The sequence below is a fragment of the Vibrio sp. R11-SG3-ISO9 genome (genome assembly GCF_059834255.1).
The window spans coordinates 12,405-34,128 of record NZ_JCBDGU010000050.1; the positions used below are offsets into that span (position 1 = coordinate 12,405).

Here is a 21,724-nt window from a genome sequence, read left to right on the forward strand (position 1 = left end):
GTATTTTTTGGGGCTTAAATTATAAAAAATAAGCAGCGTATGCTCATTTTGTTACGGTATTATTGCAATTGAAAGTTTATGCAAAAGTTGCTACTAGTTTCAGTTATTTAATGTGACCTGTAATATAATTGTCATCTAATCGAAATATTATGATATTAGCTCAAAAAAGGTAGACAGAAAGATGACCCCTAGCCAATTTTCACTGAAAGAAAAAGACAAGAAACGATGGTTGAAAGACCGTCTTGTCCGCTTTTCTGTGACGTGTGGCGGGGTAAGTGTTCTGGCAGCTTTAGTCCTTATCTTTATCTACCTTGCTATGGTTATTCTACCGGTATTTTCTGATGCTGACATTCAGGTGAGTGACACTCGCAAGTCTCTCTCTGTGAATAATGCCGTTGCGCTCTCGGTTGATGAATACGGGCAGCATGCTTTTACTATTGAAAACTCAGGTAAAGTTCAGTTTTGGGACTTAGATACACAAAACTCTGACTCTTATTTTTCTGAGCAGATCACTGATGCCCCGATCGCGTTCGCTCGAAACACGCCTGCAGAAAACTGGTACGCTTTTGCTACGAAAAGTGGAGACATTACCTTTTTCTCCCCCGAATTCAGTGCGCCACTCTACAAACCAAACAGTGTTGCTGAACCTAAAGTTCAACGCCTAAAGACGATTGAACGTTTCTTACTAGCAACAGAAAGTAACGGAGCTGAGATTGAACATTTTGCTTTCTCACGTCATGGTTCACAGCTGACCATCACCGCCCAGTTGACTGATCAGCGTTTGTTGGTGAAATGGTACCAAGCCGATCTTCAAGGCAATTATCATCTGCAAGCGAGTCAATGGCTCTCTACTAAGTTTAGTCAACAAGATCAGCTCTTGATGACGCCTGATGGCAAAACGCTTTACTTAAGATCAGACTCTGAACTGGCGGTACTGACGCTCAATCAGCACCATTTTTCGGTCAGGGAGCTGGTGGATTTGAGTTTGAGCGATGAAAAACACGCGGTGAAGAAGATTGATCTTCTGTCTGGTGCTTATTCTTTGCTTGTGACCCATAACGATGGTCAGGTGTCACAATGGTTTGATGTGCTGAAGGATAAACAGCGTAGCCTAACTCATATTCGAGATTTTCAGTTAGCTGAAGAAGTACAATTCATTCTGCCGGACACCTATCGCAAAGGCTTTTATAGTTTTTACGAAAACGGCACATTGCAAAGCCATTACACGACCAGTGAAAAACTGTCTCTGTTTGAACGTGCTTTTGATAAGTCACCAGAGTTGGCGGCGATGTCTGCCAACGAGTTGCACCTAGTGGCTTTGATAGACGATGAAATTCGAGTGGCAGCGGTCGACAATGAATATCCGCAGATCTCACTCTCATCGCTCTGGCAGAAGGTATGGTACGAAAGCTACCCAGAACCGGCTTACGTGTGGCAGTCGACATCAGCGAATGATGACTTTGAAGAGAAATTCAGTTTAATCCCGATCACTTTCGGTACCATAAAAGCCGCGCTGTTTGCGATGCTTTTTGCGACGCCGATAGCGGTGTTGGGCGCGATTTATACCGCGTATTTCATGTCTCCAAGAATGCGTCGAGTGGTGAAGCCGTCGATTGAATTAATGGAAGCTTTACCTACGGTGATTATCGGCTTCTTAGCCGGTCTATGGTTTGCGCCTATTGTCGAAACCCATCTCACCGCGGTGTTCTCGTTAATGGTGGCGCTGCCATTAAGCGCATTGTTGGCGGGGTTAGTTTGGTACGTATTACCTAAAGGTTTTACTCGTCGATTTTCTAACGGCTGGCACGCACTGATCTTAATTCCTGTGTTAATTGTTACCATCGTTGGCGTGTTTGTACTCGGGAATCAGATTGAGGCTGTTTTGTTCGGTGGGGATATTCGTACTTTCCTTGCTGGATACGGCATTGGCTTTGACCAAAGAAACGCGCTGGTGGTTGGTTTTGCTATGGGCTTTGCTGTTATTCCTACCATCTTTACTATCGCGGAAGATGCGATCTTCTCTGTGCCTAAGCATCTCTCAGACGGTTCATTGGCCTTAGGCGCTACTGCATGGCAAACACTGATTTATGTTGTGTTGCTGACTGCGAGTCCCGGTATTTTCTCTGCGATCATGATGGGGCTAGGGCGTGCTGTCGGCGAAACCATGATTGTTCTGATGGCGACTGGCAATACGCCTATTTTGGATTGGAACATATTAGAGGGGATGAGAACTCTGTCTGCGACTATTGCGGTTGAACTGCCTGAATCTGAAGTCGGTGGTTCCCATTTCCGCCTGTTGTTCTTAGCTGCGTTGCTGCTGTTTGTCTTCACCTTTGCCGTAAACTTCTTGGCGGAATGGGTAAGACAACGACTGCGCGACAAGTATCGTGCATTATAGTGTTAAAGGGGCAGCATAGTATTCATGGCCAATAAATTTAAATCTCTATTGAACTGGGTTAAGTCAGGTTCTCCTTGGATCTGGCTGACTGGTGGCGCGGTTAGTATCAGTATGCTTTCCGTGCTTGGTTTGATGCTCCTGATTGGTTGGAAAGGGCTTACGTATTTTTGGCCAGCACCACTCTACCAATGGCAACTTGACGATTCAGCGCAGTCACAAGTCGAACTGAATGGTTCTCCGGATCGCCTTATCGGTCAACTCTATGAGAACAAGTACATTCCCATCGCTCAGATTCCTCAGTCTCAAGATCATCTATCTGAGCAGCAGCTTGCTACAGGGTTGGTTAAACGCCTAAGTATTAAAGTGGCGAATCGTGAGCTGTATCCGGCAGATTTCGTATCGATTTTAGATATCAATCTACAACAGCCAACAGAGCCGAAAGAGTGGGCGGTGATTGAGCGTAGTCGCGGTGGTTACTTCTTTGGTAAACCGGTTCGTTTTGAGAGTGCAGCTGGCTCGAGTGTGACTGATATTGACCAGTCCTTAGAAGATGGCCTTGCGTTTGCAGATGTACTTCGTGAAGAGACGTCGCGGATTGTAAATCAAGAGATCCGTGGGATCAGTTGGCAGCTAGAGAAACTAAGGCTTGAAAAGCGCAAACTAGAGCTGAACGAGACGGTCAGCGATAGCTATTTGAAAAGTTATGAGGACACGCGACGAGCACTCAATGAACAACTTGATGATGCTGAACTGCGCTTGGAACAACTCAGAACACAGCTCAACGTAGAAAGTCTTATTGTTGAAGATATGACTGGGCAGCAGATCGAGATTCCGTTAAGCCATATCTTAGATTACTGGTATCCGAACCAGATGAACTATGCTGAGAAAGTAACGCACTGGTTCAAACAGATCTGGAAGTTCTTGTCGGAAAACCCAAGAGAGTCGAACTCTGAAGGGGGCGTTTTCCCTGCTATTTTCGGCACAGTGCTGTTGGTTATCTTAATGTCGATCGTGGTGATGCCTCTTGGTGTTATCGCTGCGATCTACCTCCATGAGTATGCAAAAACCAATGCACTCACGCGTTTGATTCGTATCGCGGTAATCAACTTAGCCGGTGTTCCTTCGATTGTTTATGGGGTATTTGGCTTAGGTTTCTTTGTTTACACCATCGGTGGTTCGATCGATACGTTGTTTTATGCTGAGCGTTTACCGGCTCCGACTTTTGGCACCCCGGGGCTTTTATGGTCTTCATTGACCTTGGCGGTTTTAACACTGCCTGTCGTTATTGTGACGACAGAAGAAGGTTTGACGCGAATTCCTAGCGCTGTTCGTCACGGTTCGTTAGCGTTGGGGGCAACCCAGTTCGAAACCTTGTGGCGAATTGTACTGCCAATGGCAAGCCCTGCGATTATTACCGGTTTGATTCTCGCTATTGCGCGTGCTGCTGGCGAAGTTGCGCCGTTAATGCTGGTGGGTGTGGTGAAGCTGGCTTCAAGTCTTCCGGTTGATGGGCAGTTTCCATACGTTCATTTAGATCGTAAGTTCATGCACTTAGGTTTCCATATTTATGATGTTGGCTTTCAAACGTCCAACATAGAAGCGGCTAGACCTCTGGTGTACGCCACGTCGTTTCTTTTGGTTACCGTGATTGTAGGGTTAAACCTGACGGCGATTAATATTCGCAACAATTTGCGTGAGAAGTACCGAACCTTAGGACAAGATTAGATGTTTTCAATTAATGAAACCTTGGGTTATTACGCCCCACTTGATGTTCATAATCTGACGGATGAGCAGACAGCTATCTCAATTGAGGGGCTTAACCTTCATTATAAAGAGAGCCAAGCGCTCGACGACATCTCAATGAAGATCCCTAAAGGGCAGGTGACTGCGTTTATCGGGCCATCGGGTTGTGGTAAATCTACCTTGTTGCGCTGTATTAACCGAATGAATGATTTGGTGGAAGGATGCCGAGTCTCTGGCAAAGTGAAGCTTTACGGTCACAATGTCTATGACCCTCAAGTGGACGTTGCCACCTTGCGCCGACGTGTGGGTATGGTGTTTCAAAGACCGAATCCTTTCCCGAAATCGATCTATGAGAACGTGGTTTACGGCTTACGCCTGCAAGGTATGAGTAACAGCCGAGATCTTGATGATGCGGTTGAACGCTCTTTGCGTGCAGCAGCCTTATGGGATGAGGTGAAAGACAGATTACATGAAAACGCATTTGGTCTGTCTGGCGGTCAACAGCAGCGACTGGTGATTGCGCGTGCGGTGGCTATTGAACCTGAAGTACTGTTACTGGATGAGCCAACGTCGGCACTGGATCCTATCTCTACTCTGACGATTGAAGAGCTGATTAACGATCTTAAAACGCAATACACGGTAGTGATTGTGACTCACAACATGCAACAAGCAGCGCGAGTCAGTGACCACACCGCGTTTATTCATATGGGTAAGTTGATCGAGTACTCAGATACCGATTCAATCTTTACTTCGCCATTGAAAAATCAAACAGAAGACTACATTACAGGAAGATACGGTTAAGTTTGCTATCTCTATAGTAAATCATCATTTAGGAGCTGACATGCATTTCGGTCGTCATATATCTGGACAATTTAACGTGGAGCTTGAGTCTATACGTACTCATGTTCTGACTATGGGCGGCCTCGTGGAGCAGCAGCTCTCTTTTGCAATGCAGGCGCTGCATAAAGACGATATAGAATTGGCTAAGAAAGTGATTCGTGATGATCACAAGGTCAATGCGATGGAAGTGTCGATCGATGAGGCGTGCACCCGAATTATTGCTAAACGCCAGCCTACAGCGAAAGATCTTCGCTTGATAATGGCGATCATCAAAACAATCACTGATCTTGAGCGCATTGGAGATGTTGCCTCTAAGATTGCGCAAGGTGCAATTGATATCCCTTCAACTAAGAATCAGAAGTTTCATGTTTCTCTAGAGCCATTGTGTCGTCATGCGATTGCTATGTTACATCAGGTTCTTGATGCTTTTGCGCGTATGGATGTTGATGCCGCAGCGGAAGTGCACAAATTAGATGATAAGCTCGACGCGGAATATGAAGCCGTAATTCGTCAGTTAATGACCTACATGATGGAAGACCCGAAGAATATTCCGAATATTCTGCAAGTGATGTGGTCGGCGCGTGCTATTGAGCGTGTTGGCGATCGATGCCAAAACATTTGTGAGTACATCATTTACTTCGTGAAAGGAAAAGATGTACGTCACCTAGGCAATCAAAGCCTAGATGACGCGCTGAAATAGTCTGAGGATTTACTTCTTATCTTAGAAGGAAATGATGGCACCAAGGTTAAAGTTAATCGTGGTGTCGTAAGGGATATAAGTTTTATTGTGGTCGAATATGTTCATATCGGCACCGGCGCGAAGCGCAAGAACAGACGTAGCTTGATAAACATAAGCACCGCCAATGCTTAACCCTGTCGCCGATTTCTTCTCAGTCACACCAGCTCGAGTCTTCTCTCCATCGTATGTAGCGAAGCCAATTTCAGCTTGAAAACCATGTAGCCCTTCAGCACCATAACTTTGCTGGATACCTACTCGGTATGAGTCAACAGACTCATCGTAGCGATCGCTTTCATACCATAGGTGAGAATAGCTAAGGTAAACCGCATCGAAGCTAGCTACATCAGTTAGGCCTGCCTGCATACCAAACCCATGGTAAGCACCAATTTTAAGTTCAGGCGAAAGGTGAAGGCTGCTGGCGTGAACCATTGGTGCACTTAAAAAAGAGAGGGCGAGAATGATATTTTTGAGTTTCATAAATTACCTACTAATCAAAGCCCGCCTTGGCTAAACGACTCCTTGATTGAATGTTGGCTTAGAGCATTGAGTTAGAACTTGTATCCGAAGGTAATGGATAGTTGGTCAATGTCGTAATCATCGAGCATCATAAAATTGAAGCGAAGATCACTGTACAAACCAAAATCAAAATGTGCACGCACACCAGCGCCCATCAAAATAGAGGTATCTTTTCTTGATATTGTATAGCTATCTTGTGAGTCGCTGATTGTTTGCTTATCAATGATGCGAGCCAAACCAATCGCGCCATAAGGCTTTAGATTGAACCCGTCTAAATCGAATGTATAACCAATATCGGAGTCCAATTTAACGGTAGTTACTTTCGATTCGTATTTAATACTGCTGAAAGTGTCATCGTCAGTGATGTAGTCCATTGAGGCGTTGAAGCCGAAGATGCGGTTCAAATCATAGCCGTACTCAAGCTTAATGCCGTTTCCTAGGTCTGCGTTAGGGTAACCCGAGTAAACGTAATCAATTTGGGCGCTAGAGAAACCAGCCCCAACTCGGTGACCAGAAAAAGCGTCTTGTGCGGCAAAGGTTGAGGTTGAAATTAAGGCAATAGATAAAGCAATCGGTTCTAGAATTTTCATAACACTCTCATTAATAGATATTAAGTGCATCCGGCACTTAGGTGAAAAAGCTCCTTGAAAGGGTTCCCCCACCATCCTTAGTAGGGGAGAGAGTGTTACTTGAAGTTGTATTGAACACCCACACCACCAGATACATCTGATGATGAATACTTGCCTGAGGTTTCGTAGTTGAACGTACCTGATACGCTCAGTTGCTCGCTGATACCATAAGCACCACCTAGAGCGATCGCTTCTTTAGAACCTGCAAAACCTACACCAGCACCAATGGCAAACTCACCGTTAGTCACAAATGGACGTGCGTTAGTGACGGCGTGTAAGCTTGCGCGGATACCATCCATCTGCTCTTGGTGCTCATTGAATTTCTGATTGTACTCTTCTGCCATTGCTTGAAATTGAAGCTCTAGAGTTGAAGTACGCTCAGCTTCAGTTGGACCTGAGATGTCAGGTGTATCACCGTAATCCGGAGTAGGACGTTCTGGTGAGTTATCTACTGGAGGTTGAGATGGTACACCTTCGATCGGGTTCGTTGGGCGCTCTGGTTGTGGGCGCGGCGGAGTGTTATCGATAGGTGGTTGCTCTGGAGCCGCTTCAATTGGTGGTTGAACGTGAATTGGTGGCTGAGGGCGATCAGGAATACCAGGTACGCTATTGTCGATTTCAGGAAGAACCGGCTGTTCAGGTGCTGCTTCAATTGGTGGCTGAACGTGTACAGGTGGCTGAGGACGCTCCGGTACGCCAGGAACACTGTTGTCGATTCCAGGGAGTACAGGTTGTTCAGGTACAGCTTCGATTGGGTTAGTTGGTTGATTCCAAATTGGGTTTTGGATTTCTGCTTCTGCAAAAGCGTTGAAAGAAAATGCGCTAGCTAGAGATACCGCAATAATTGATTTTTTCATTGAATACACTCTCAATAAACGGAATATTGAGCATCCTTACTATGGTTTAATGATTGACTCCGTGTCGATGAGGAGGATATTAAACAGTGTATTATTTTTAGGCTAAGTAGCCTTTTTAATTAAAGTAATAAGCATTGCTTATTAAGCTGTTCGGTAAGAGCATTTTTGACAATATCATTTAACCAGATTAGAAGTGGATTGTTACGGTTTTTGACATGGATGTGGCTATATACGCTAAACATTTTTATTTCGTCTTCAACATCTACATCAATGGCTCTAAGATTTGGATAGTTATGAATGGGGAACAGATTTGAATGTGGCATATACATGTCGGAATTTAGCAGCACATCGATGATGGCTAATATCATCTCAGAGCGGAAACCTACATTGTGAGGGACTGAGTGAGTATCTAATACTCTTGAAGCTTGGCTAAAGCTATCATTCCATCCCGGCGTTATAAGAGATGCGATTTCATAGCCAGCAAGGTCCTGCGGAGTCACTATCGCTTTCTTTAGCGGATGATCCTGGCGAACAAAAAGTCTTCCTTCAATATCAACTAGCTTTTGAGTATAAATTTCTTTGGAAATGTAAGGTAACTGATATGCGATACCAAGTAGAAGAGCGCCTTTTTGAATATCCTCTGCAGATGAAGTTGTCAAACTCGCGAGCTCTAATTTACAGTTGGGAGCTTGTTGAGTGATGTTTTTATAAAGAGAGCCAGACAGACAAGCGAGTACCACAGGTGATAGTGCTATTTTTATTGGATAATCGATCTCTTTAGGATCAAACCCATAAGAGGAGTTCACTGCGTTACTGATCCCATCCATATGAGGCGTGAGTTCATTCGCAAGTTGCTCACTAAAATGAGTCGGTTGAAGACCACCATGAACCTTCACAAACAACTCATCATCAAAGTGATGGCGCAGTTTCTGCAGTGCTTGGCTCACAGCGGGTTGAGTCACAAACAGTCGCTCGGCAGCCTTACGAGTATTCTTCTCTTGATGAACAATTAAAAACGTTCTGAGCAAGTTGAGATCGAGTGTACTAAATAAATCCTTTGCCATATCTGTCCGTGAGCATCGTTGACTGGTTTAAACAATATACGCGACTCTATTAGATAAACCAGTCTTACTCGGTAAAGCTTTGTTAAACAATTAAATGTGATTAAGGATAACGCTTTTTACAGATCGAATTTTTTCTGAGCTAGTGATAGGAATAAGGTAATCATCGATCTCCTGATTTCCCATTTTTGCCTCTGATGTCTTATTCATTAAGCTATCACGAGTGGTTTTCCCTGATAGGTGCAGTGCATTGACCTTCGATGATTGTAAAAGAAGTGACGCATTTTCAGCATTGACACCAGCCCCGGCCATTATATCGATGCGACCTTTAGCAAGCTTAACCATATCGCCTAAAACTTCTATTCCGTTTTCGGCCGTTGGCGCGAGCCCTGAAGTCAGTACTCGTTCAAAGCCAAGTTGAATCGCTTGTTCTAGAGCAAGCTTATAATTTGGAGAGACATCAATTGCTCGGTGGAGAGTCATGCCGAGATTCAGGCGTTTCGCTTTTTGGGTCAATTTCTCTAAAGTATTCATATCCAAAGAGCCATCGGACTTAGTGACTCCCAGAACAACACCTGTTAGCCCAGCGATAGAGGCTGCTTCAATATCTTCTAGCATGCATTCAATGTCTTCTGCATCGAAGATGAAGTCGCCTTGCCTTGGTCGGATCATCGCATAAACAGGAATTGAAGAGAGCTGTGCTGCCTTTTTCATAAATCCAAAGCTTGGGGTTAACCCACCTAACGCGAGAGATGAACACAGTTCTATGCGATCAGCACCACCTTCTACAGCAAGGTGAAGGGACTCAAGGTTATCGATACATACTTCTAATTCAAGTTTCATTCTTTCATTCCGAAGAGGGGATAACTGGATGATAGCAATAGCATGTAATGAAAGGGTAGAGAGAAAAGGAACGAAATAGGGGTAAATCTTTTAGGTATTCGTTGCCTCAATTTAGAGGTTCGAGATAAGTGGATAAGAAGGTTTGCTACCAACATAAGAAAAGCCCGAAGCGTGAACTTCGGGCTTTTTATAAAGACTTTACTTCTTAACTGATTGGCGTTGCACTTTGTGCTATTGCTTTACGCTTCTTGTGCCTTGGGCTACTAAGAGAGCTTCCAACCATTCACCCGTGTTGAGTCGGGCTTAAGAATGTAATTACTTGCTTAGGTCGTCTGCGTGCTCAGATAGGAATGCTGCAACACCTTTTGGAGATGCGTCCATACCTGATTTACCTTCTTCCCATTGTGCAGGACAAACTTCACCGTTCTTCTCGTGGAAGTTTAGTGCGTCTACCATACGTAGCATTTCGTCGATGTTACGGCCTAGTGGTAGGTCGTTAACTACTTGGTGACGTACAAGACCGTCAGCGTCGATTAGGAAAGAACCACGGAAAGCAACGCCAGCTTCTGGGTGCTCAACGTCGTATGCTTTACAGATTTCGTGCTTAACGTCAGCTACTAGTGGGTACTTAACTTGACCGATACCGCCATCTTCGATAGCAGTGTTACGCCATGCGTTGTGAGAGAATTGAGAATCGATAGAAACACCGATTACTTCAACGCCTTTAGCTTGGAAATCTTCTAGACGGTTGTCGAAAGCGATAAGCTCAGAAGGACAAACGAATGTGAAGTCTAGTGGGTAGAAGAAAACAACCGCTTTCTTACCTTTTGTGAATTCTGCGAAGTTGAAGTTATCAACGATTTCGCCGTTACCTAGAACAGCTGCTGCAGTAAAGTCAGGGGCTTGACGACCTACTAGTACCATTTTGGAATCTCCTAAAAAATTAGTTGGCCCAACACTTCTTTGATTGGGCTCCGTTTCTACGCGACAAACTATAGTACAATCGGTACTATAGAAAAAAGCGAATTAAATAGATTGAGTTCATCGAAAAAAGCGATAAACCCTCTCTTTGTCCTTTCCAAGTCTATCGACCGTTCAGGAAGCGTAGACTCAAATTTATCTTACTCATATTACAAAGTAATTTCATGAATAAATGGCCAAGTCTTAAGCAACTTCACTATCTAGTGACACTCCATGAAACACGTCACTTTGGTGATGCCGCTGAGCGTTGTTTCGTGAGTCAATCGACTCTAAGTAAAGGTATACAAAATCTTGAAGAGTTGATTGGGTGTCCTCTATACGAAAAGAAAGATAAGAAGAGTCCACTGGTGTTTACTCATGCTGGTGAGCAGGTGGTGGAGCATGGGCGCGAACTATTAGCTAAAGGACAAGACTTAGTTGAGCTAGGGAGACTATGCCAAGGCGGCGACATGCAAGGTCAACTTAAAGTGGGTTGTATTCCGACGATTGCCCCTTTTCTTCTATGTAATCTCGTTCAAGAGGTCAATGTTCGCTTCCCAGAATTGAACATGTTGCTGCGTGAAGATACCACTACGAATTTGTTGGCTGCGTTACGCCAGGGTGAACTAGATGTCTTGATATTGGCATTACCTGTCGATATTGATGGAATGGAAAGCCAAATTGTCGGCAGTGACCCGTTTCGAATGATCATCAGTCGCAATCAAGCGGATGCGATTCGCACGCCAATCAAATATGCAGATCTTCCAGATGAATCAGTGTTCCTTTTAGAAAAAGAGCACTGTCTAACGGAACATGCGGTGTCGGCATGTCAATTGACCGCCAAAGAGAAGATCAACCCGTTCTCTGCAACCAGCCTTCACACGCTAGTGCAAATGGTAGCGAATGGTTTAGGCACTACATTCATTCCTCAGATGGCGATTGATCATGGCCTGATTGAGAACCAGAATCTAGTGGTGATTGATGCGCCGGGGCAGCAAGCTCATCGTCATATTGGCTTAGTTTGGCGTCCTAGCTCTTCACGAGTAAGCACATTCAATCAGTTGGCAGAAGTTGTGTCGGAATTACTTTAATCTTTTTTCTATTCACGATAGCAATAAGTATTAAGTTAGATTTTCAGATAGCTCGAACAAAAGCACACTGCATTTGGTGTGCTTTTTAGTATTTTGTTCTGTTGAAATAATTTTGTTCAACGGCAAATCATTGAGAGCTTGTTAAGTAGCTTTCATTCATTTGTGAAATTTCACACGCTTAATTTCACACATCCTTTTTGGCTCCCTGTTTAACTTCCTTGATGCATATGCTTGCCAGTGGTTGAAGGTTAACGACATTCTCACGTTTACTGTAAATTAAACGGTTGTTTTAAACTGGGCGTTGCTCAATTTTTCAACGTAATAAAATTACGTAAATCCTCGAAGAGTAAGCTGTGAAAAAGCCACTTAGATCACAACGATATAAAGCTTTGAATTTAACTTTTTATTAACTTTAGACCTTTTGCTCTATGTTAGTTTGAGTTAGATTAACTACATGAAGATTAAGACTTATGTCTAGCTATAGTGCGCTTGTAATCGATTTCAAATTTGGAGATGGTAATAAGCGAAAGCAACATGGAGCGACATAAAGCGACGAGCAATCCCCCATAATATTAATTAGCTTGTCGACGCAAAATGCAGTTTTTGAGTTACAAACGTTTTTAGCGTTTTAGCTCGTATTTAATTTGATAGAGATAGTGTCGAAACAGGGAAGTATGTTCGCTACATAAAAACCAAAGCAGAGCATACCTTACGCCACAGGCAAGCTTGAGGGATTAGGTACCCTTTCACCTAGCCCTTAAGTTATTTTCCCGAAATGAAGCCCAAACCTTTTTATCCGTGTTCTATGAGCACGATGTCAAATTGAGGAGTGCAGTGATAAGCGAAGCAATAAGTAGGAAGGCCGCCTACCTATATAAGAATGAAAAATCAGATCGAGCAATAACAAGATTCCTTACTGTTTACAGGAACGCATGAAACCCTGACCTTCGAGCGGCCCAATCCAGCCGCTCATTTTTTTGCCTGTCATCTATGTAAAAGTCTAGGCTCACTTTGCGAGATGAACGGAATCACGCTGCGGCCGTTGACTCTTGCCATACGCCAAACATTGAATCTTATGAATTAGGCCTCAATCTCTTCCGGTTCACTCTCTTCTTGCAGTTCCAAAAGGTTGATTGCAATAGTCACGAAGTCACTGTCTGTAATGATGCCAACCAACTCGCCGTGTTCTACAACTGGCAGACAACCCACTTTATGCTTCTGCATGTAAATCGCCGACTCTTTTAGTCCCGCTCTTGGTTCAACGGACATAACGTTTTTATGCATGATCTCATTGAGCGGTGTTGCGAGAGTATAGGACTGAGCTTGAGGGATGTTTTGTAGGCTAGATTCTTGAGCCGCGAGTACATCACGTTGGGTCACCACACCAAGCAGTTTTCTATCTGCATCTACAACGGGAATATGTCGGATATCAAGCGCTTCCATAGTGTGCTTGGCATCGGCGAGTGAGTGTGAGCGCAATAGGGTATGAGGGTTGCGAGTCATCATGTCTTCAACCTTGATCATACAGACCTCCTTATTATTTTATTTTACTGTCTCTACTATAGATTTATCTCCTTAAAATATCTGAGAGCTAACTCATTTTTGGGTGACTTTTATGCAACAAATCTCGTTAAACTTTTGCAGTATTTCTAGGCGGTTTTTTACGCCTATTTACAATAATCAAGCACTGTAATCCTTGCTATTGAGCCCTGTGTGCCTATACTAGCCCACTGCGAAAAATTTAGTCGCGGCTTCGTGTCGTCTACTGAATTGACCTCATCCAACTAAACAAGACTAGAAGAATGCAAGTTTCAGATTTTCACTTTGACCTACCCGATGAACTCATTGCTCGCTACCCACAAGAGGAGCGCACAGCAAGCCGCCTATTAAAGCTAGATGGCAATACGGGTAACCTAAATGATGGCTCATTTAAAGACGTTCTAGACTTGGTTGAACCAGGTGACTTAGTGGTCTTCAACAACACTCGAGTTATCCCTGCACGTGTTTTCGGTCGCAAGGCTTCGGGCGGTAAGCTAGAAGTGCTGGTTGAGCGCATGTTGGATGAGAAAAGCATTCTTGCACACGTTCGTTGTTCAAAATCACCAAAGCCAGGCACACAGTTGTTCTTGGGTGAGAACGATGAATATGAAGCAGAGATGGTCGCACGTCATGATGCACTGTTTGAGATTCGTTTTACTTCTGAAGAGAGCGTTCTAGATATCTTGAACAGCGTTGGTCATATGCCGCTGCCACCTTACATCGATCGTCCAGATGAAGATGCTGATAAAGAGCGTTACCAGACTGTCTATAATGAGAGACCTGGTGCGGTAGCTGCGCCAACGGCAGGTCTTCACTTTGATGACAAGCTAATGGCTGACATGAAAGCTAAAGGTGTTGAGTTTGCTTATGTGACCCTTCACGTTGGTGCGGGTACATTCCAACCAGTAAAAGTGGACAACATCAACGACCACCACATGCACGCTGAGTATGTTGAAGTACCACAAGAAGTGGTTGATGCAATCGCGGCAACAAAAGCTCGTGGTGGCCGTATCATTGCTGTTGGTACTACATCAGTTCGCTCTCTTGAGAGTGCTGCGCAAGATGCTCTGAAGAAAGGTACTGAGCTTGTACCATTCTTTGGTGATACAGAGATCTTCATCTTCCCTGGTTATGAGTACCAGTTGGTGGATTGTCTGATCACTAACTTCCACCTACCAGAGTCAACACTGATCATGCTGGTGAGTGCTTTTGCTGGTTACGATAACGTGATGGGTGCTTACGATCATGCAGTGAAGAGCGAGTACCGCTTCTTTAGCTATGGTGATGCGATGTTCATCAACAAAAAAACAAGCTAATTTTAGCCAGTAATAAGCGATACAAATAGAATTTACGGGTGCTAGCAGTAGGCTAGGAGAGAGGTTGAACATCAGCCTCTTTCTCGCAAGGAATCCGCGACCGCTCCTCATAGAGTCTTAAGACGAACTTAAGCTCTGAATTAACAGTCAGATTGTTTCTCTGGCATATTGGAGGCTTCGTGAAATTAAAATACGAACTTAAGAAAACAAACGCTGGTGCACGTCGTGGTCAACTTCAGTTTGAACGCGGTACCGTTGAAACACCAGCATTCATGCCTGTAGGTACTTACGGTACTGTAAAAGGTATGACTCCTGAAGAAGTAAAAGACACTGGTGCTGAAATCCTACTGGGTAACACATTCCACCTATGGCTACGTCCTGGTCAAGAAATCATGAAAATGCACGGTGACTTGCACGATTTCATGAACTGGCAAGGTCCTATCCTTACCGATTCAGGCGGCTTCCAAGTATTCAGCTTAGGTGCGATGCGTAAAATCACTGAAGAGGGTGTACATTTCCGTAACCCAGTAAACGGTGACAAGATCTTCATGGACGCAGAAAAGTCGATGGAAATCCAAAAAGATCTAGGTTCAGACATCGTGATGATCTTCGATGAGTGTACGCCTTACCCTGCGACACACAAAGAAGCAAAAGACTCAATGGAGATGTCTCTACGTTGGGCTGAGCGTTCGCGTAACCACTTCGACAAACTTGAAAACCCGAACTCACTATTCGGTATCGTTCAAGGTGGTGTATACGAAGACCTACGTGATGTCTCTGTTAAAGGTCTAACTGAAATTGGTTTCGACGGTTACGCAGTTGGCGGCCTAGCAGTAGGCGAACCAAAAGAAGACATGCACCGCATTCTTGAGCACACATGTCCTCAACTGCCTGAAGATAAGCCTCGCTACCTAATGGGTGTAGGTAAACCTGAGGACCTAGTTGAAGGTGTTCGTCGTGGTATCGACATGTTTGACTGTGTAATGCCAACGCGAAATGCACGTAACGGCCACCTATTTGTGACTGAAGGTGTGATCAAGATCCGTAATGCGAAGCATAAAACGGATACAACGCCACTAGATTCAGAGTGTGACTGTTACACTTGTAAGAACTACAGCAAGTCTTACCTACATCATCTAGACCGTTGTAACGAAATCCTAGGTGCGCGCCTGAACACAATTCACAACCTGCGCTTCTACCAACGTGTTATGTCTGATATCCGTAAAGCGATTGATGAAGACCGTTTTGAAGAGTTTGTGGAAGAGTTCTACGCAAGAATGGGACGTGAAGTTCCACCACTGGGTAAAGAATCTTAGTATTTCTTTTGCGAGCCCCGTCTCTATTCATAGGGATGGGGCTTGAAAATAAAGGGATGCAACCCAATAAGACAAACAATTACGAAAATATAAATAGAGGATGTTTTAATGTTTATTTCTCAAGCACATGCAGCAGCAGAAGGTGCACCAGCTGGCGGCGGTTTTGAAATGCTAATCATGCTAGGTATGTTCGCGGTGATCTTCTACTTCATGATCTACCGTCCACAAGCTAAGCGTGTTAAAGAGCACAAAAACCTAATGGCTTCTATGGGTAAAGGCGACGAAGTTCTAACAAGCGGTGGTCTAATCGGTAAGATTACTAAAATCGCTGAAGACAACGACTACGTTGCAATCGAACTAAACCCAAACAACGAAGTAGTGATCAAGAAAGACTTCGTTACAGCAGTGCTACCAAAAGGTACTCTGAAATCTCTATAAACAGCTAGAGGATCCTCGCTGTGCTAAACCGTTATCCGTTATGGAAGTACCTGATGGTGATGTTTACCATTGCCATCGCTGCGTTGTACGCACTTCCAAATCTATACGGTGAAGATCCGGCAGTTCAAGTTACAGGGGCGCGTGGCGCCTCTGTAGATATGTCTACGCTGGATACTGTCACCAAAGCTCTTGAAGCCGAGAGCCTTCCTACTAAATCCGTTGCTCTAGAAAACGGTTCTATTCTTGTACGCTTTAACGATACCGATACTCAAATCAGTGCGCGTGATGTGATCACTGAAGTTTTGAATGAAGATGTTATCGTTGCCTTAAACTTAGCGGCTTCAACTCCAGACTGGCTTGAATCAATTGGTGCGGCACCAATGAAGCTTGGCCTTGACCTACGTGGTGGTGTTCACTTCTTGATGGAAGTGGATATGGACGCTGCAATGGAAAAGCTGGTGGGCCAACAAGAAGAAGCGTTCCGTAGCGAACTTCGTGAAGAGAAAATCCGTTACCGTGCAATTCGTCCATCTGGTAAAGATGCGGTTGAAGTATTGCTACGTAACGAGGAACAACTTGCAGCAGCGAAAACGTTGCTAGAGTCTCTGCACCCAGATATGACTTTCGTTGATTCTGAGTCGAATGGTCGTTTCTCTCTGATTGCTAACTTTACTGAAACGCGTCTTCAAGAGATCCGTAACTACGCTGTAGAGCAGAACATCACTATCCTTCGTAACCGTGTTAACGAATTGGGTGTTGCTGAGCCGCTGGTTCAACGTCAAGGCGCAAGCCGTATCGTAGTTGAACTACCAGGCGTTCAAGACACAGCTCGTGCAAAAGAGATTCTTGGCGCGACTGCAACGCTTGAATTCCGCGAAGTAGATAGCTCTGCGGATCTGGCTGCAGCTGCGGCAGGTCGTGCACCAGCAGGTAGCGAAATCAAGCAAGACCGTGATGGTCGCCCTGTTGTTCTTAAGAAGCGCGTTATCCTAGGCGGTTCGAGCATTACAGATGCAAGCTCAAGTGTTGATGAATATGGTCGTCCTCAAGTTAACATCTCGCTAGACAGCGAAGGTGGTAGCAAGATGTCTGCGTTCTCTCGTCAAAATATCGGTAAGCTAATGGCAACCGTATTTGCAGAGTACAAAGACAGCGGTCGTAAGACACCTGAAGGCAAAGTGATTCTGACTAAGCATGAAGAAGTGATTAACCAAGCAACGATTCAATCTGCGCTAGGCCGTAACTTCCGTATTACTGGTATCGATTCTGCTGCTGAAGCACACAACCTTGCACTTCTTCTACGTGCCGGTGCTCTGATTGCTCCTATCTCGATTGTTGAAGAACGTACCATCGGTCCATCTATGGGTCAGCAGAACATTGACATGGGTATCATGGCGATGATCTGGGGTATGGCTGCAGTAATGCTATTTACGCTTATTTATTACCGTCGCTTTGGCTTGATTGCTAACGTAGCGCTAATGGCGAACTTGGTGTTAATTATCGGTGTGATGTCGATGATCCCAGGTGCGACGATGACGCTACCGGGTATCGCAGGTATCGTACTGACGGTTGGTATGGCGGTCGATGCGAACGTACTTATTTTCGAACGTATTCGAGAAGAGCTACGTGAAGGTCGTAGCCCACAACAAGCGATTCACCAAGGTTATGCGAACGCATTCAGCACCATTGCCGATGCCAACATCACTACGCTTCTAACAGCAATCATTCTATTTGCTGTTGGTACGGGTGCGATTAAAGGCTTCGCGGTAACGCTGTCTATCGGTATTCTGACCTCTATGTTTACAGCTATCGTAGGTACACGTTGTATCGTGAACCTGATGTATGGCGGTAAGCGTGTAAACAAACTGTCGATCTAAGGCTAGGAATTAATATGTTTCAGATTCTAAAAGCAGACAAATTGATCGACTTTATGCGTTGGTCAAAGGTAGCTTTTGTTCTTTCTATCTTAATGATTGGTACAGCAATCTTTACTCTATCAACCAAGTCGTTGAACTGGGGTTTAGACTTTACTGGCGGTACCCTGATTGAAGTCGGTTTTGAGCAACCAGCGAACCTTGAAAACATCCGTTCGGCACTAGAAGCAAAAGGCTTTGGTGACGCGACCGTGCAGAACTTCGGCTCTGCTCGTGATGTTATGGTTCGTCTACGTCCACGTGAAGGTGTAGCGGGCGAAACGCTAGGCAACCAGATCCTATCAGCTATCGAACAAGGTACAGGTGAGCAAGTTGAAATGCGCCGTATCGAGTTCGTTGGTCCAAACGTAGGTGATGAGCTAACAGAAGCGGGTGGCCTGGCTATCCTTGTTTCTCTTATCTGTATCTTGATTTACGTATCGGTACGATTTGAATGGCGTTTGGCTGCAGGTGCGGTACTCGCATTGGCGCACGACGTTATCATCACGCTGGGTGTTTTCTCTTTGATGCAAATCGAAGTGGACTTAACCATCGTAGCGGCATTGCTAACGGTTGTCGGTTACTCACTCAACGATACCATTGTTGTATTCGACCGTATCCGTGAAAACTTCCGTAAGATGCGTAAAGGCGAAGCGCCTGAAGTATTGAACAGCTCAATCACTCAAACACTGAGCCGTACATTGATCACTTCTGGTACAACCTTGTTCGTAGTTATCGCTCTATTTGTACAGGGCGGCGCGATGATTCACGGTTTCGCAACGGCACTTCTACTGGGTATCACAGTAGGTACTTACTCTTCTATCTATGTTGCTTCGGCACTAGCAATGAAGTTGGGTATCACTCGTGAACACCTAATGCCACCTCAAGTGGAAAAAGAAGGCGAAGAGTTTGACGAAATGCCATAGGCGCTATGCTGAATGACATTTACAAACCAAAAAAACCGCTAGGCAACTAGCGGTTTTTTTATGCCTGCATTTTGTGGGTAAGATAAAGGCAAAGTACGTTCGAAGTGAGTTGTATTAAATATCACCAAGCGCCATCCTACTCGCATCTCTGATTAACGGATACAAAAAAGCCCCGCATGTGCGAGGCTTTGAATTTTCCAGCTCTCTATTTAATAGAGGCTATCTACGTAAGGTCTGAATTACTTCAGCATACCTTCGTTTGCGTTCTCACGAACGTGCTTAAGAATTGCTTTAACACCGCGTGCGCTTGAAGCAACAACGTTACCAGACTTCATGTAGTCAGTACCGCCAGCGAAATCAGTCAGGATTGCGCCTGCTTCACGTGCGATTAGATCACCTGCAGCCATATCCCATGGTTTTAGGTCTAGCTCTAGGTAGCCGTCAACACGGCCAGCTGCTAGGTAACATAGGTCTAGTGCTGGAGAACCAGTACGACGGAAGTCAGAACAATCAACGAATAGACCAGAGATGATCTTCATGAAAGATTCAGAGTGTTGCTTAGCTTTGAATGGGAAACCTGCAGCTAGGATAGAACCTTGTAGGTCTTTCAGCTGAGTTACACGCATACGAGCGTTGTTTAGTTGAGCGCCAGCGCCACGTTGAGCTGTGAATAGCTCGTTTAGCATTGGGTCGTAAACACACGCTACTTCAGTACGGCCGTTCATGCGAACAGCGATAGATACTGCGAAGTGTGGGAAGCCTTTAACGAAGTTGTTCGTGCCATCTAGTGGGTCAACGATCCATTGAACATCAGAGTCTTTACCTTCAGTAAGACCGTTCTCTTCAGAAACAATGCTGTGCTCTGGGTAAGAAGCTTTGATTGTTTCAATAATCATGTATTCAGCTTCTTTAGCAATATTTACAACGTAGTCGTTGTTGCCTTTCAAAGATGTTTCGATCTTATCAGTTGTTTCTAGAGATTTAGCAATGTGATTGCCTGCTTTACGCGCAGCGCGAATAGCAATGTTTAGCATTGGATGCATATGGAAATTCCCACAAGATGTTAAAGAACGATTTAAAGCGGCGGCGAGTATACCAAAGTTTTTGCAAAAGGGAAGTGGTTATTTTTTGAACTCTTGAAATCACATTCCTGTTAGGGTCTGACCATTTTACTTTGTGATGTGTTAATATCTCGCGATTATTTTTAAAGTGGTGTCATATAGCATGTTAGACAATGTAAAAGTCGTTCTCGTTGGTACTTCTCACTCGGGTAATATCGGCTCAGCCGCTCGTGCGATGAAAGTTATGGGTTTAAGCCAATTAGTATTGGTGGATCCTCAGTGTGAAGTAGATGAGCAAACAATGGCTTTGGCAGCAGGTGCTGGTGACATCGCAGAGAACGCGGTCATCGTATCGACGTTAGAAGAAGCAGTAAAAGATTGTGGTCTAGTTGTAGGCTCTAGCGCTCGTTCTCGCACGCTAGAGTGGCCGATGCTAGAACCACGTGAGTGTGGTGAGAAGTTCGCTATCGAAGGACAAAAACACCCAGTAGCGCTGATCTTTGGCCGTGAACGTACCGGTTTAACAAATGAAGAGCTACAAAAGTGTCACTACCACGTTTGTATTCCAGCGAACCCAGAATACAGCTCATTGAACCTCGCGATGGCGGTACAGACATTGAGCTATGAAGTTCGTGTTGCGCACCTAAATCAAGAGGCGAGCCAGTACCCTCCACAAGCTGAAGATGAGTACCCACGTCACGAAGAGCTCGAAATGTTCTACGAGCACCTTGAAAAAGTGATTACTGATACCCAATTTATCTCTAAGGACAAACCAGGTCAGGTGATGAATAAACTTCGTCGTCTGTTTAGCCGTGCACGCCCTGAAGTCCAAGAAATTAATACCCTTCGTGGTATTTTGACCTCGGTTGAGAAGTCTCAAAAGGGCGAATAAGTACCCACAAATTCCGTAAGGGTGAATACCTGACTAAAATAGTCAACTAAATACTTGACCAATTTAGTCAGGTATGGGAAGATTCCAACCACATAAACAATGTGGATACGGTGTGATATGAAACTTACATCTAAAGGAAGATATGCGGTCACAGCTATGCTAGATGTAGCACTGCATTCGCAAAAAAGCCCTGTACCTTTGGCTGATATCTCTGAACGTCAAGGTATTTCGTTATCTTACTTAGAACAACTTTTTTCTAAGTTGCGCAAAGCTGGCCTAGTGGCAAGTGTGCGCGGTCCTGGTGGTGGTTACCGCTTGGGCGCAGAAGCTGGTGACATTGCTGTCGGAACAGTGATCGCCGCCGTTGATGAATCGGTTGACGCTACTAAGTGTCACGGTCGTGGTGATTGCCAAGGTGGCACTCGTTGCCTTACGCACACACTGTGGCGTGATCTAAGCTCCCGCATCAGCAGCTTCTTAAATGACATTACGCTCGGTGAGCTAATGAAAGACAACGAAGTTTTAGAAATTTCTGATCGTCAAGATATCGATCTTGCGGTTAATAATGGTTTTGCACATAAAAATACGAGCACTACAACGATTAGTGCAGCACCTCACGGTGTTAATGCCCGCTCTTAGCGGTCAG

The 21,724-nt window shown here is 44.7% G+C and carries 20 protein-coding genes; 12 read left to right on the plus strand and 8 right to left on the minus strand.

Features of this window, described 5'->3' with window-relative positions:
- Window positions 1-181: 181 nt before the first annotated feature.
- Genes AC6R05_RS18160 through phoU form a run of 4 tightly spaced genes read left to right on the plus strand, consistent with a single transcriptional unit; the run spans window position 182 to window position 5,681 of the window.
- Entirely contained in the window at window positions 182-2,398 is a 2,217-nt protein-coding gene (locus tag AC6R05_RS18160; RefSeq protein ID WP_500648224.1) for an ABC transporter permease subunit, read from the plus strand.
- 24 nt (window positions 2,399-2,422) lie between these two features.
- A complete protein-coding gene (gene pstA / locus AC6R05_RS18165; protein WP_500648225.1) occupies window positions 2,423-4,123 on the plus strand; it encodes a phosphate ABC transporter permease PstA in 1,701 nt (566 codons plus the stop codon).
- Window positions 4,124-4,942 carry a phosphate ABC transporter ATP-binding protein PstB gene (gene pstB / locus AC6R05_RS18170; RefSeq protein ID WP_032551279.1) on the plus strand — a complete coding sequence of 273 codons (819 nt, stop codon included), beginning with the start codon at window positions 4,124-4,126 and terminating at the stop codon, window positions 4,940-4,942.
- A gap of 40 nt (window positions 4,943-4,982) precedes the next feature.
- Window positions 4,983-5,681: a phosphate signaling complex protein PhoU gene (phoU, locus tag AC6R05_RS18175; RefSeq protein ID WP_032551280.1), complete on the plus strand. Its 699-nt coding sequence runs from the start codon at window positions 4,983-4,985 to the stop codon at window positions 5,679-5,681.
- A gap of 21 nt (window positions 5,682-5,702) precedes the next feature.
- Here the strand turns inward: phoU and AC6R05_RS18180 are convergent, their stop codons facing one another.
- The 6 genes from AC6R05_RS18180 to AC6R05_RS18205 all read right to left on the minus strand — a co-directional run bounded on the left by AC6R05_RS18180 (window position 5,703) and on the right by AC6R05_RS18205 (window position 10,550).
- A complete protein-coding gene (locus AC6R05_RS18180; protein WP_500648226.1) occupies window positions 5,703-6,197 on the minus strand; it encodes a hypothetical protein in 495 nt (164 codons plus the stop codon).
- A gap of 71 nt (window positions 6,198-6,268) precedes the next feature.
- Window positions 6,269-6,826 (minus strand): porin family protein, encoded by a 558-nt coding sequence (locus AC6R05_RS18185; protein ID WP_500648227.1) that lies wholly within the window; start codon window positions 6,824-6,826, stop codon window positions 6,269-6,271.
- Between the two features lie 95 nt (window positions 6,827-6,921).
- Complete coding sequence (locus AC6R05_RS18190) at window positions 6,922-7,722, minus strand: YadA C-terminal domain-containing protein (protein WP_500648228.1); 801 nt, start codon at window positions 7,720-7,722, stop codon at window positions 6,922-6,924.
- Between the two features lie 119 nt (window positions 7,723-7,841).
- Window positions 7,842-8,786: a LysR family transcriptional regulator gene (locus AC6R05_RS18195; protein ID WP_500648229.1), complete on the minus strand. Its 945-nt coding sequence runs from the start codon at window positions 8,784-8,786 to the stop codon at window positions 7,842-7,844.
- A gap of 90 nt (window positions 8,787-8,876) precedes the next feature.
- On the minus strand, window positions 8,877-9,626 hold the full coding sequence (locus AC6R05_RS18200) for a copper homeostasis protein CutC (protein ID WP_500648230.1): 750 nt from the start codon (window positions 9,624-9,626) through the stop codon (window positions 8,877-8,879).
- Between the two features lie 315 nt (window positions 9,627-9,941).
- A complete protein-coding gene (locus tag AC6R05_RS18205) occupies window positions 9,942-10,550 on the minus strand; it encodes a peroxiredoxin C (RefSeq protein WP_017053745.1) in 609 nt (202 codons plus the stop codon).
- A 221-nt stretch (window positions 10,551-10,771) separates the two neighbouring features.
- Here AC6R05_RS18205 and AC6R05_RS18210 point away from each other — a divergent pair, with 221 nt between their 5' ends.
- Entirely contained in the window at window positions 10,772-11,677 is a 906-nt protein-coding gene (locus tag AC6R05_RS18210) for a hydrogen peroxide-inducible genes activator (RefSeq protein ID WP_500648231.1), read from the plus strand.
- 1,080 nt (window positions 11,678-12,757) lie between these two features.
- Here AC6R05_RS18210 and AC6R05_RS18215 read toward each other — a convergent pair.
- A complete protein-coding gene (locus AC6R05_RS18215; RefSeq protein WP_285401515.1) occupies window positions 12,758-13,201 on the minus strand; it encodes a CBS domain-containing protein in 444 nt (147 codons plus the stop codon).
- 278 nt (window positions 13,202-13,479) lie between these two features.
- On the opposite strand from AC6R05_RS18215, the gene queA reads away from it, so the two are divergent.
- From queA to secF, 5 genes are all read left to right on the plus strand, one after another.
- On the plus strand, window positions 13,480-14,532 hold the full coding sequence (gene queA / locus AC6R05_RS18220) for a tRNA preQ1(34) S-adenosylmethionine ribosyltransferase-isomerase QueA (protein WP_500648232.1): 1,053 nt from the start codon (window positions 13,480-13,482) through the stop codon (window positions 14,530-14,532).
- Between the two features lie 179 nt (window positions 14,533-14,711).
- Window positions 14,712-15,848, plus strand: coding sequence for a tRNA guanosine(34) transglycosylase Tgt (gene tgt / locus AC6R05_RS18225; protein WP_032551290.1), 1,137 nt, complete (start codon window positions 14,712-14,714; stop codon window positions 15,846-15,848).
- A 108-nt stretch (window positions 15,849-15,956) separates the two neighbouring features.
- Window positions 15,957-16,286, plus strand: a complete 330-nt coding sequence (gene yajC, locus AC6R05_RS18230) for a preprotein translocase subunit YajC (protein ID WP_032551291.1) — start codon at window positions 15,957-15,959, stop codon at window positions 16,284-16,286.
- A 20-nt stretch (window positions 16,287-16,306) separates the two neighbouring features.
- Window positions 16,307-18,163 carry a protein translocase subunit SecD gene (secD, locus tag AC6R05_RS18235; protein ID WP_500648233.1) on the plus strand — a complete coding sequence of 619 codons (1,857 nt, stop codon included), beginning with the start codon at window positions 16,307-16,309 and terminating at the stop codon, window positions 18,161-18,163.
- 14 nt (window positions 18,164-18,177) lie between these two features.
- Complete coding sequence (gene secF / locus AC6R05_RS18240; protein ID WP_032551294.1) at window positions 18,178-19,125, plus strand: protein translocase subunit SecF; 948 nt, start codon at window positions 18,178-18,180, stop codon at window positions 19,123-19,125.
- 239 nt (window positions 19,126-19,364) lie between these two features.
- On the opposite strand, the gene suhB is transcribed toward secF, so the two are convergent.
- On the minus strand, window positions 19,365-20,168 hold the full coding sequence (gene suhB / locus AC6R05_RS18245) for an inositol-1-monophosphatase (protein WP_032551298.1): 804 nt from the start codon (window positions 20,166-20,168) through the stop codon (window positions 19,365-19,367).
- Between the two features lie 181 nt (window positions 20,169-20,349).
- On the opposite strand from suhB, the gene trmJ reads away from it, so the two are divergent.
- Both trmJ and iscR read left to right on the plus strand, forming a co-directional pair.
- The gene (gene trmJ, locus AC6R05_RS18250) at window positions 20,350-21,078 is read left to right on the plus strand and encodes a tRNA (cytosine(32)/uridine(32)-2'-O)-methyltransferase TrmJ (protein WP_500648234.1); all 729 of its coding nucleotides are present in this window, start codon (window positions 20,350-20,352) and stop codon (window positions 21,076-21,078) included.
- 117 nt (window positions 21,079-21,195) lie between these two features.
- A complete protein-coding gene (gene iscR, locus AC6R05_RS18255) occupies window positions 21,196-21,717 on the plus strand; it encodes a Fe-S cluster assembly transcriptional regulator IscR (protein WP_084181864.1) in 522 nt (173 codons plus the stop codon).
- Window positions 21,718-21,724 lie beyond the last annotated feature (7 nt).

Excerpts from the sequence above, each read along its gene's own strand:
- AC6R05_RS18215 (WP_285401515.1), bottom strand. The coding sequence starts at position 13,201 with ATGATCAAGGTTGAAGACATGATGACTCGCAACCCTCATACCCTATTG.
- AC6R05_RS18190 (WP_500648228.1), bottom strand. The coding sequence starts at position 7,722 with ATGAAAAAATCAATTATTGCGGTATCTCTAGCTAGCGCATTTTCTTTC.
- AC6R05_RS18160 (WP_500648224.1), top strand. The coding sequence starts at position 182 with ATGACCCCTAGCCAATTTTCACTGAAAGAAAAAGACAAGAAACGATGG.
- pstA (WP_500648225.1), top strand. The coding sequence starts at position 2,423 with ATGGCCAATAAATTTAAATCTCTATTGAACTGGGTTAAGTCAGGTTCT.
- AC6R05_RS18185 (WP_500648227.1), bottom strand. The coding sequence starts at position 6,826 with ATGAAAATTCTAGAACCGATTGCTTTATCTATTGCCTTAATTTCAACC.
- AC6R05_RS18180 (WP_500648226.1), bottom strand. The coding sequence starts at position 6,197 with ATGAAACTCAAAAATATCATTCTCGCCCTCTCTTTTTTAAGTGCACCA.
- AC6R05_RS18200 (WP_500648230.1), bottom strand. The coding sequence starts at position 9,626 with ATGAAACTTGAATTAGAAGTATGTATCGATAACCTTGAGTCCCTTCAC.
- secF (WP_032551294.1), top strand. The coding sequence starts at position 18,178 with ATGTTTCAGATTCTAAAAGCAGACAAATTGATCGACTTTATGCGTTGG.
- iscR (WP_084181864.1), top strand. The coding sequence starts at position 21,196 with ATGAAACTTACATCTAAAGGAAGATATGCGGTCACAGCTATGCTAGAT.
- AC6R05_RS18195 (WP_500648229.1), bottom strand. The coding sequence starts at position 8,786 with ATGGCAAAGGATTTATTTAGTACACTCGATCTCAACTTGCTCAGAACG.
- yajC (WP_032551291.1), top strand. The coding sequence starts at position 15,957 with ATGTTTATTTCTCAAGCACATGCAGCAGCAGAAGGTGCACCAGCTGGC.
- phoU (WP_032551280.1), top strand. The coding sequence starts at position 4,983 with ATGCATTTCGGTCGTCATATATCTGGACAATTTAACGTGGAGCTTGAG.
- AC6R05_RS18205 (WP_017053745.1), bottom strand. The coding sequence starts at position 10,550 with ATGGTACTAGTAGGTCGTCAAGCCCCTGACTTTACTGCAGCAGCTGTT.
- pstB (WP_032551279.1), top strand. The coding sequence starts at position 4,124 with ATGTTTTCAATTAATGAAACCTTGGGTTATTACGCCCCACTTGATGTT.
- trmJ (WP_500648234.1), top strand. The coding sequence starts at position 20,350 with ATGTTAGACAATGTAAAAGTCGTTCTCGTTGGTACTTCTCACTCGGGT.
- suhB (WP_032551298.1), bottom strand. The coding sequence starts at position 20,168 with ATGCATCCAATGCTAAACATTGCTATTCGCGCTGCGCGTAAAGCAGGC.
- queA (WP_500648232.1), top strand. The coding sequence starts at position 13,480 with ATGCAAGTTTCAGATTTTCACTTTGACCTACCCGATGAACTCATTGCT.
- AC6R05_RS18210 (WP_500648231.1), top strand. The coding sequence starts at position 10,772 with ATGAATAAATGGCCAAGTCTTAAGCAACTTCACTATCTAGTGACACTC.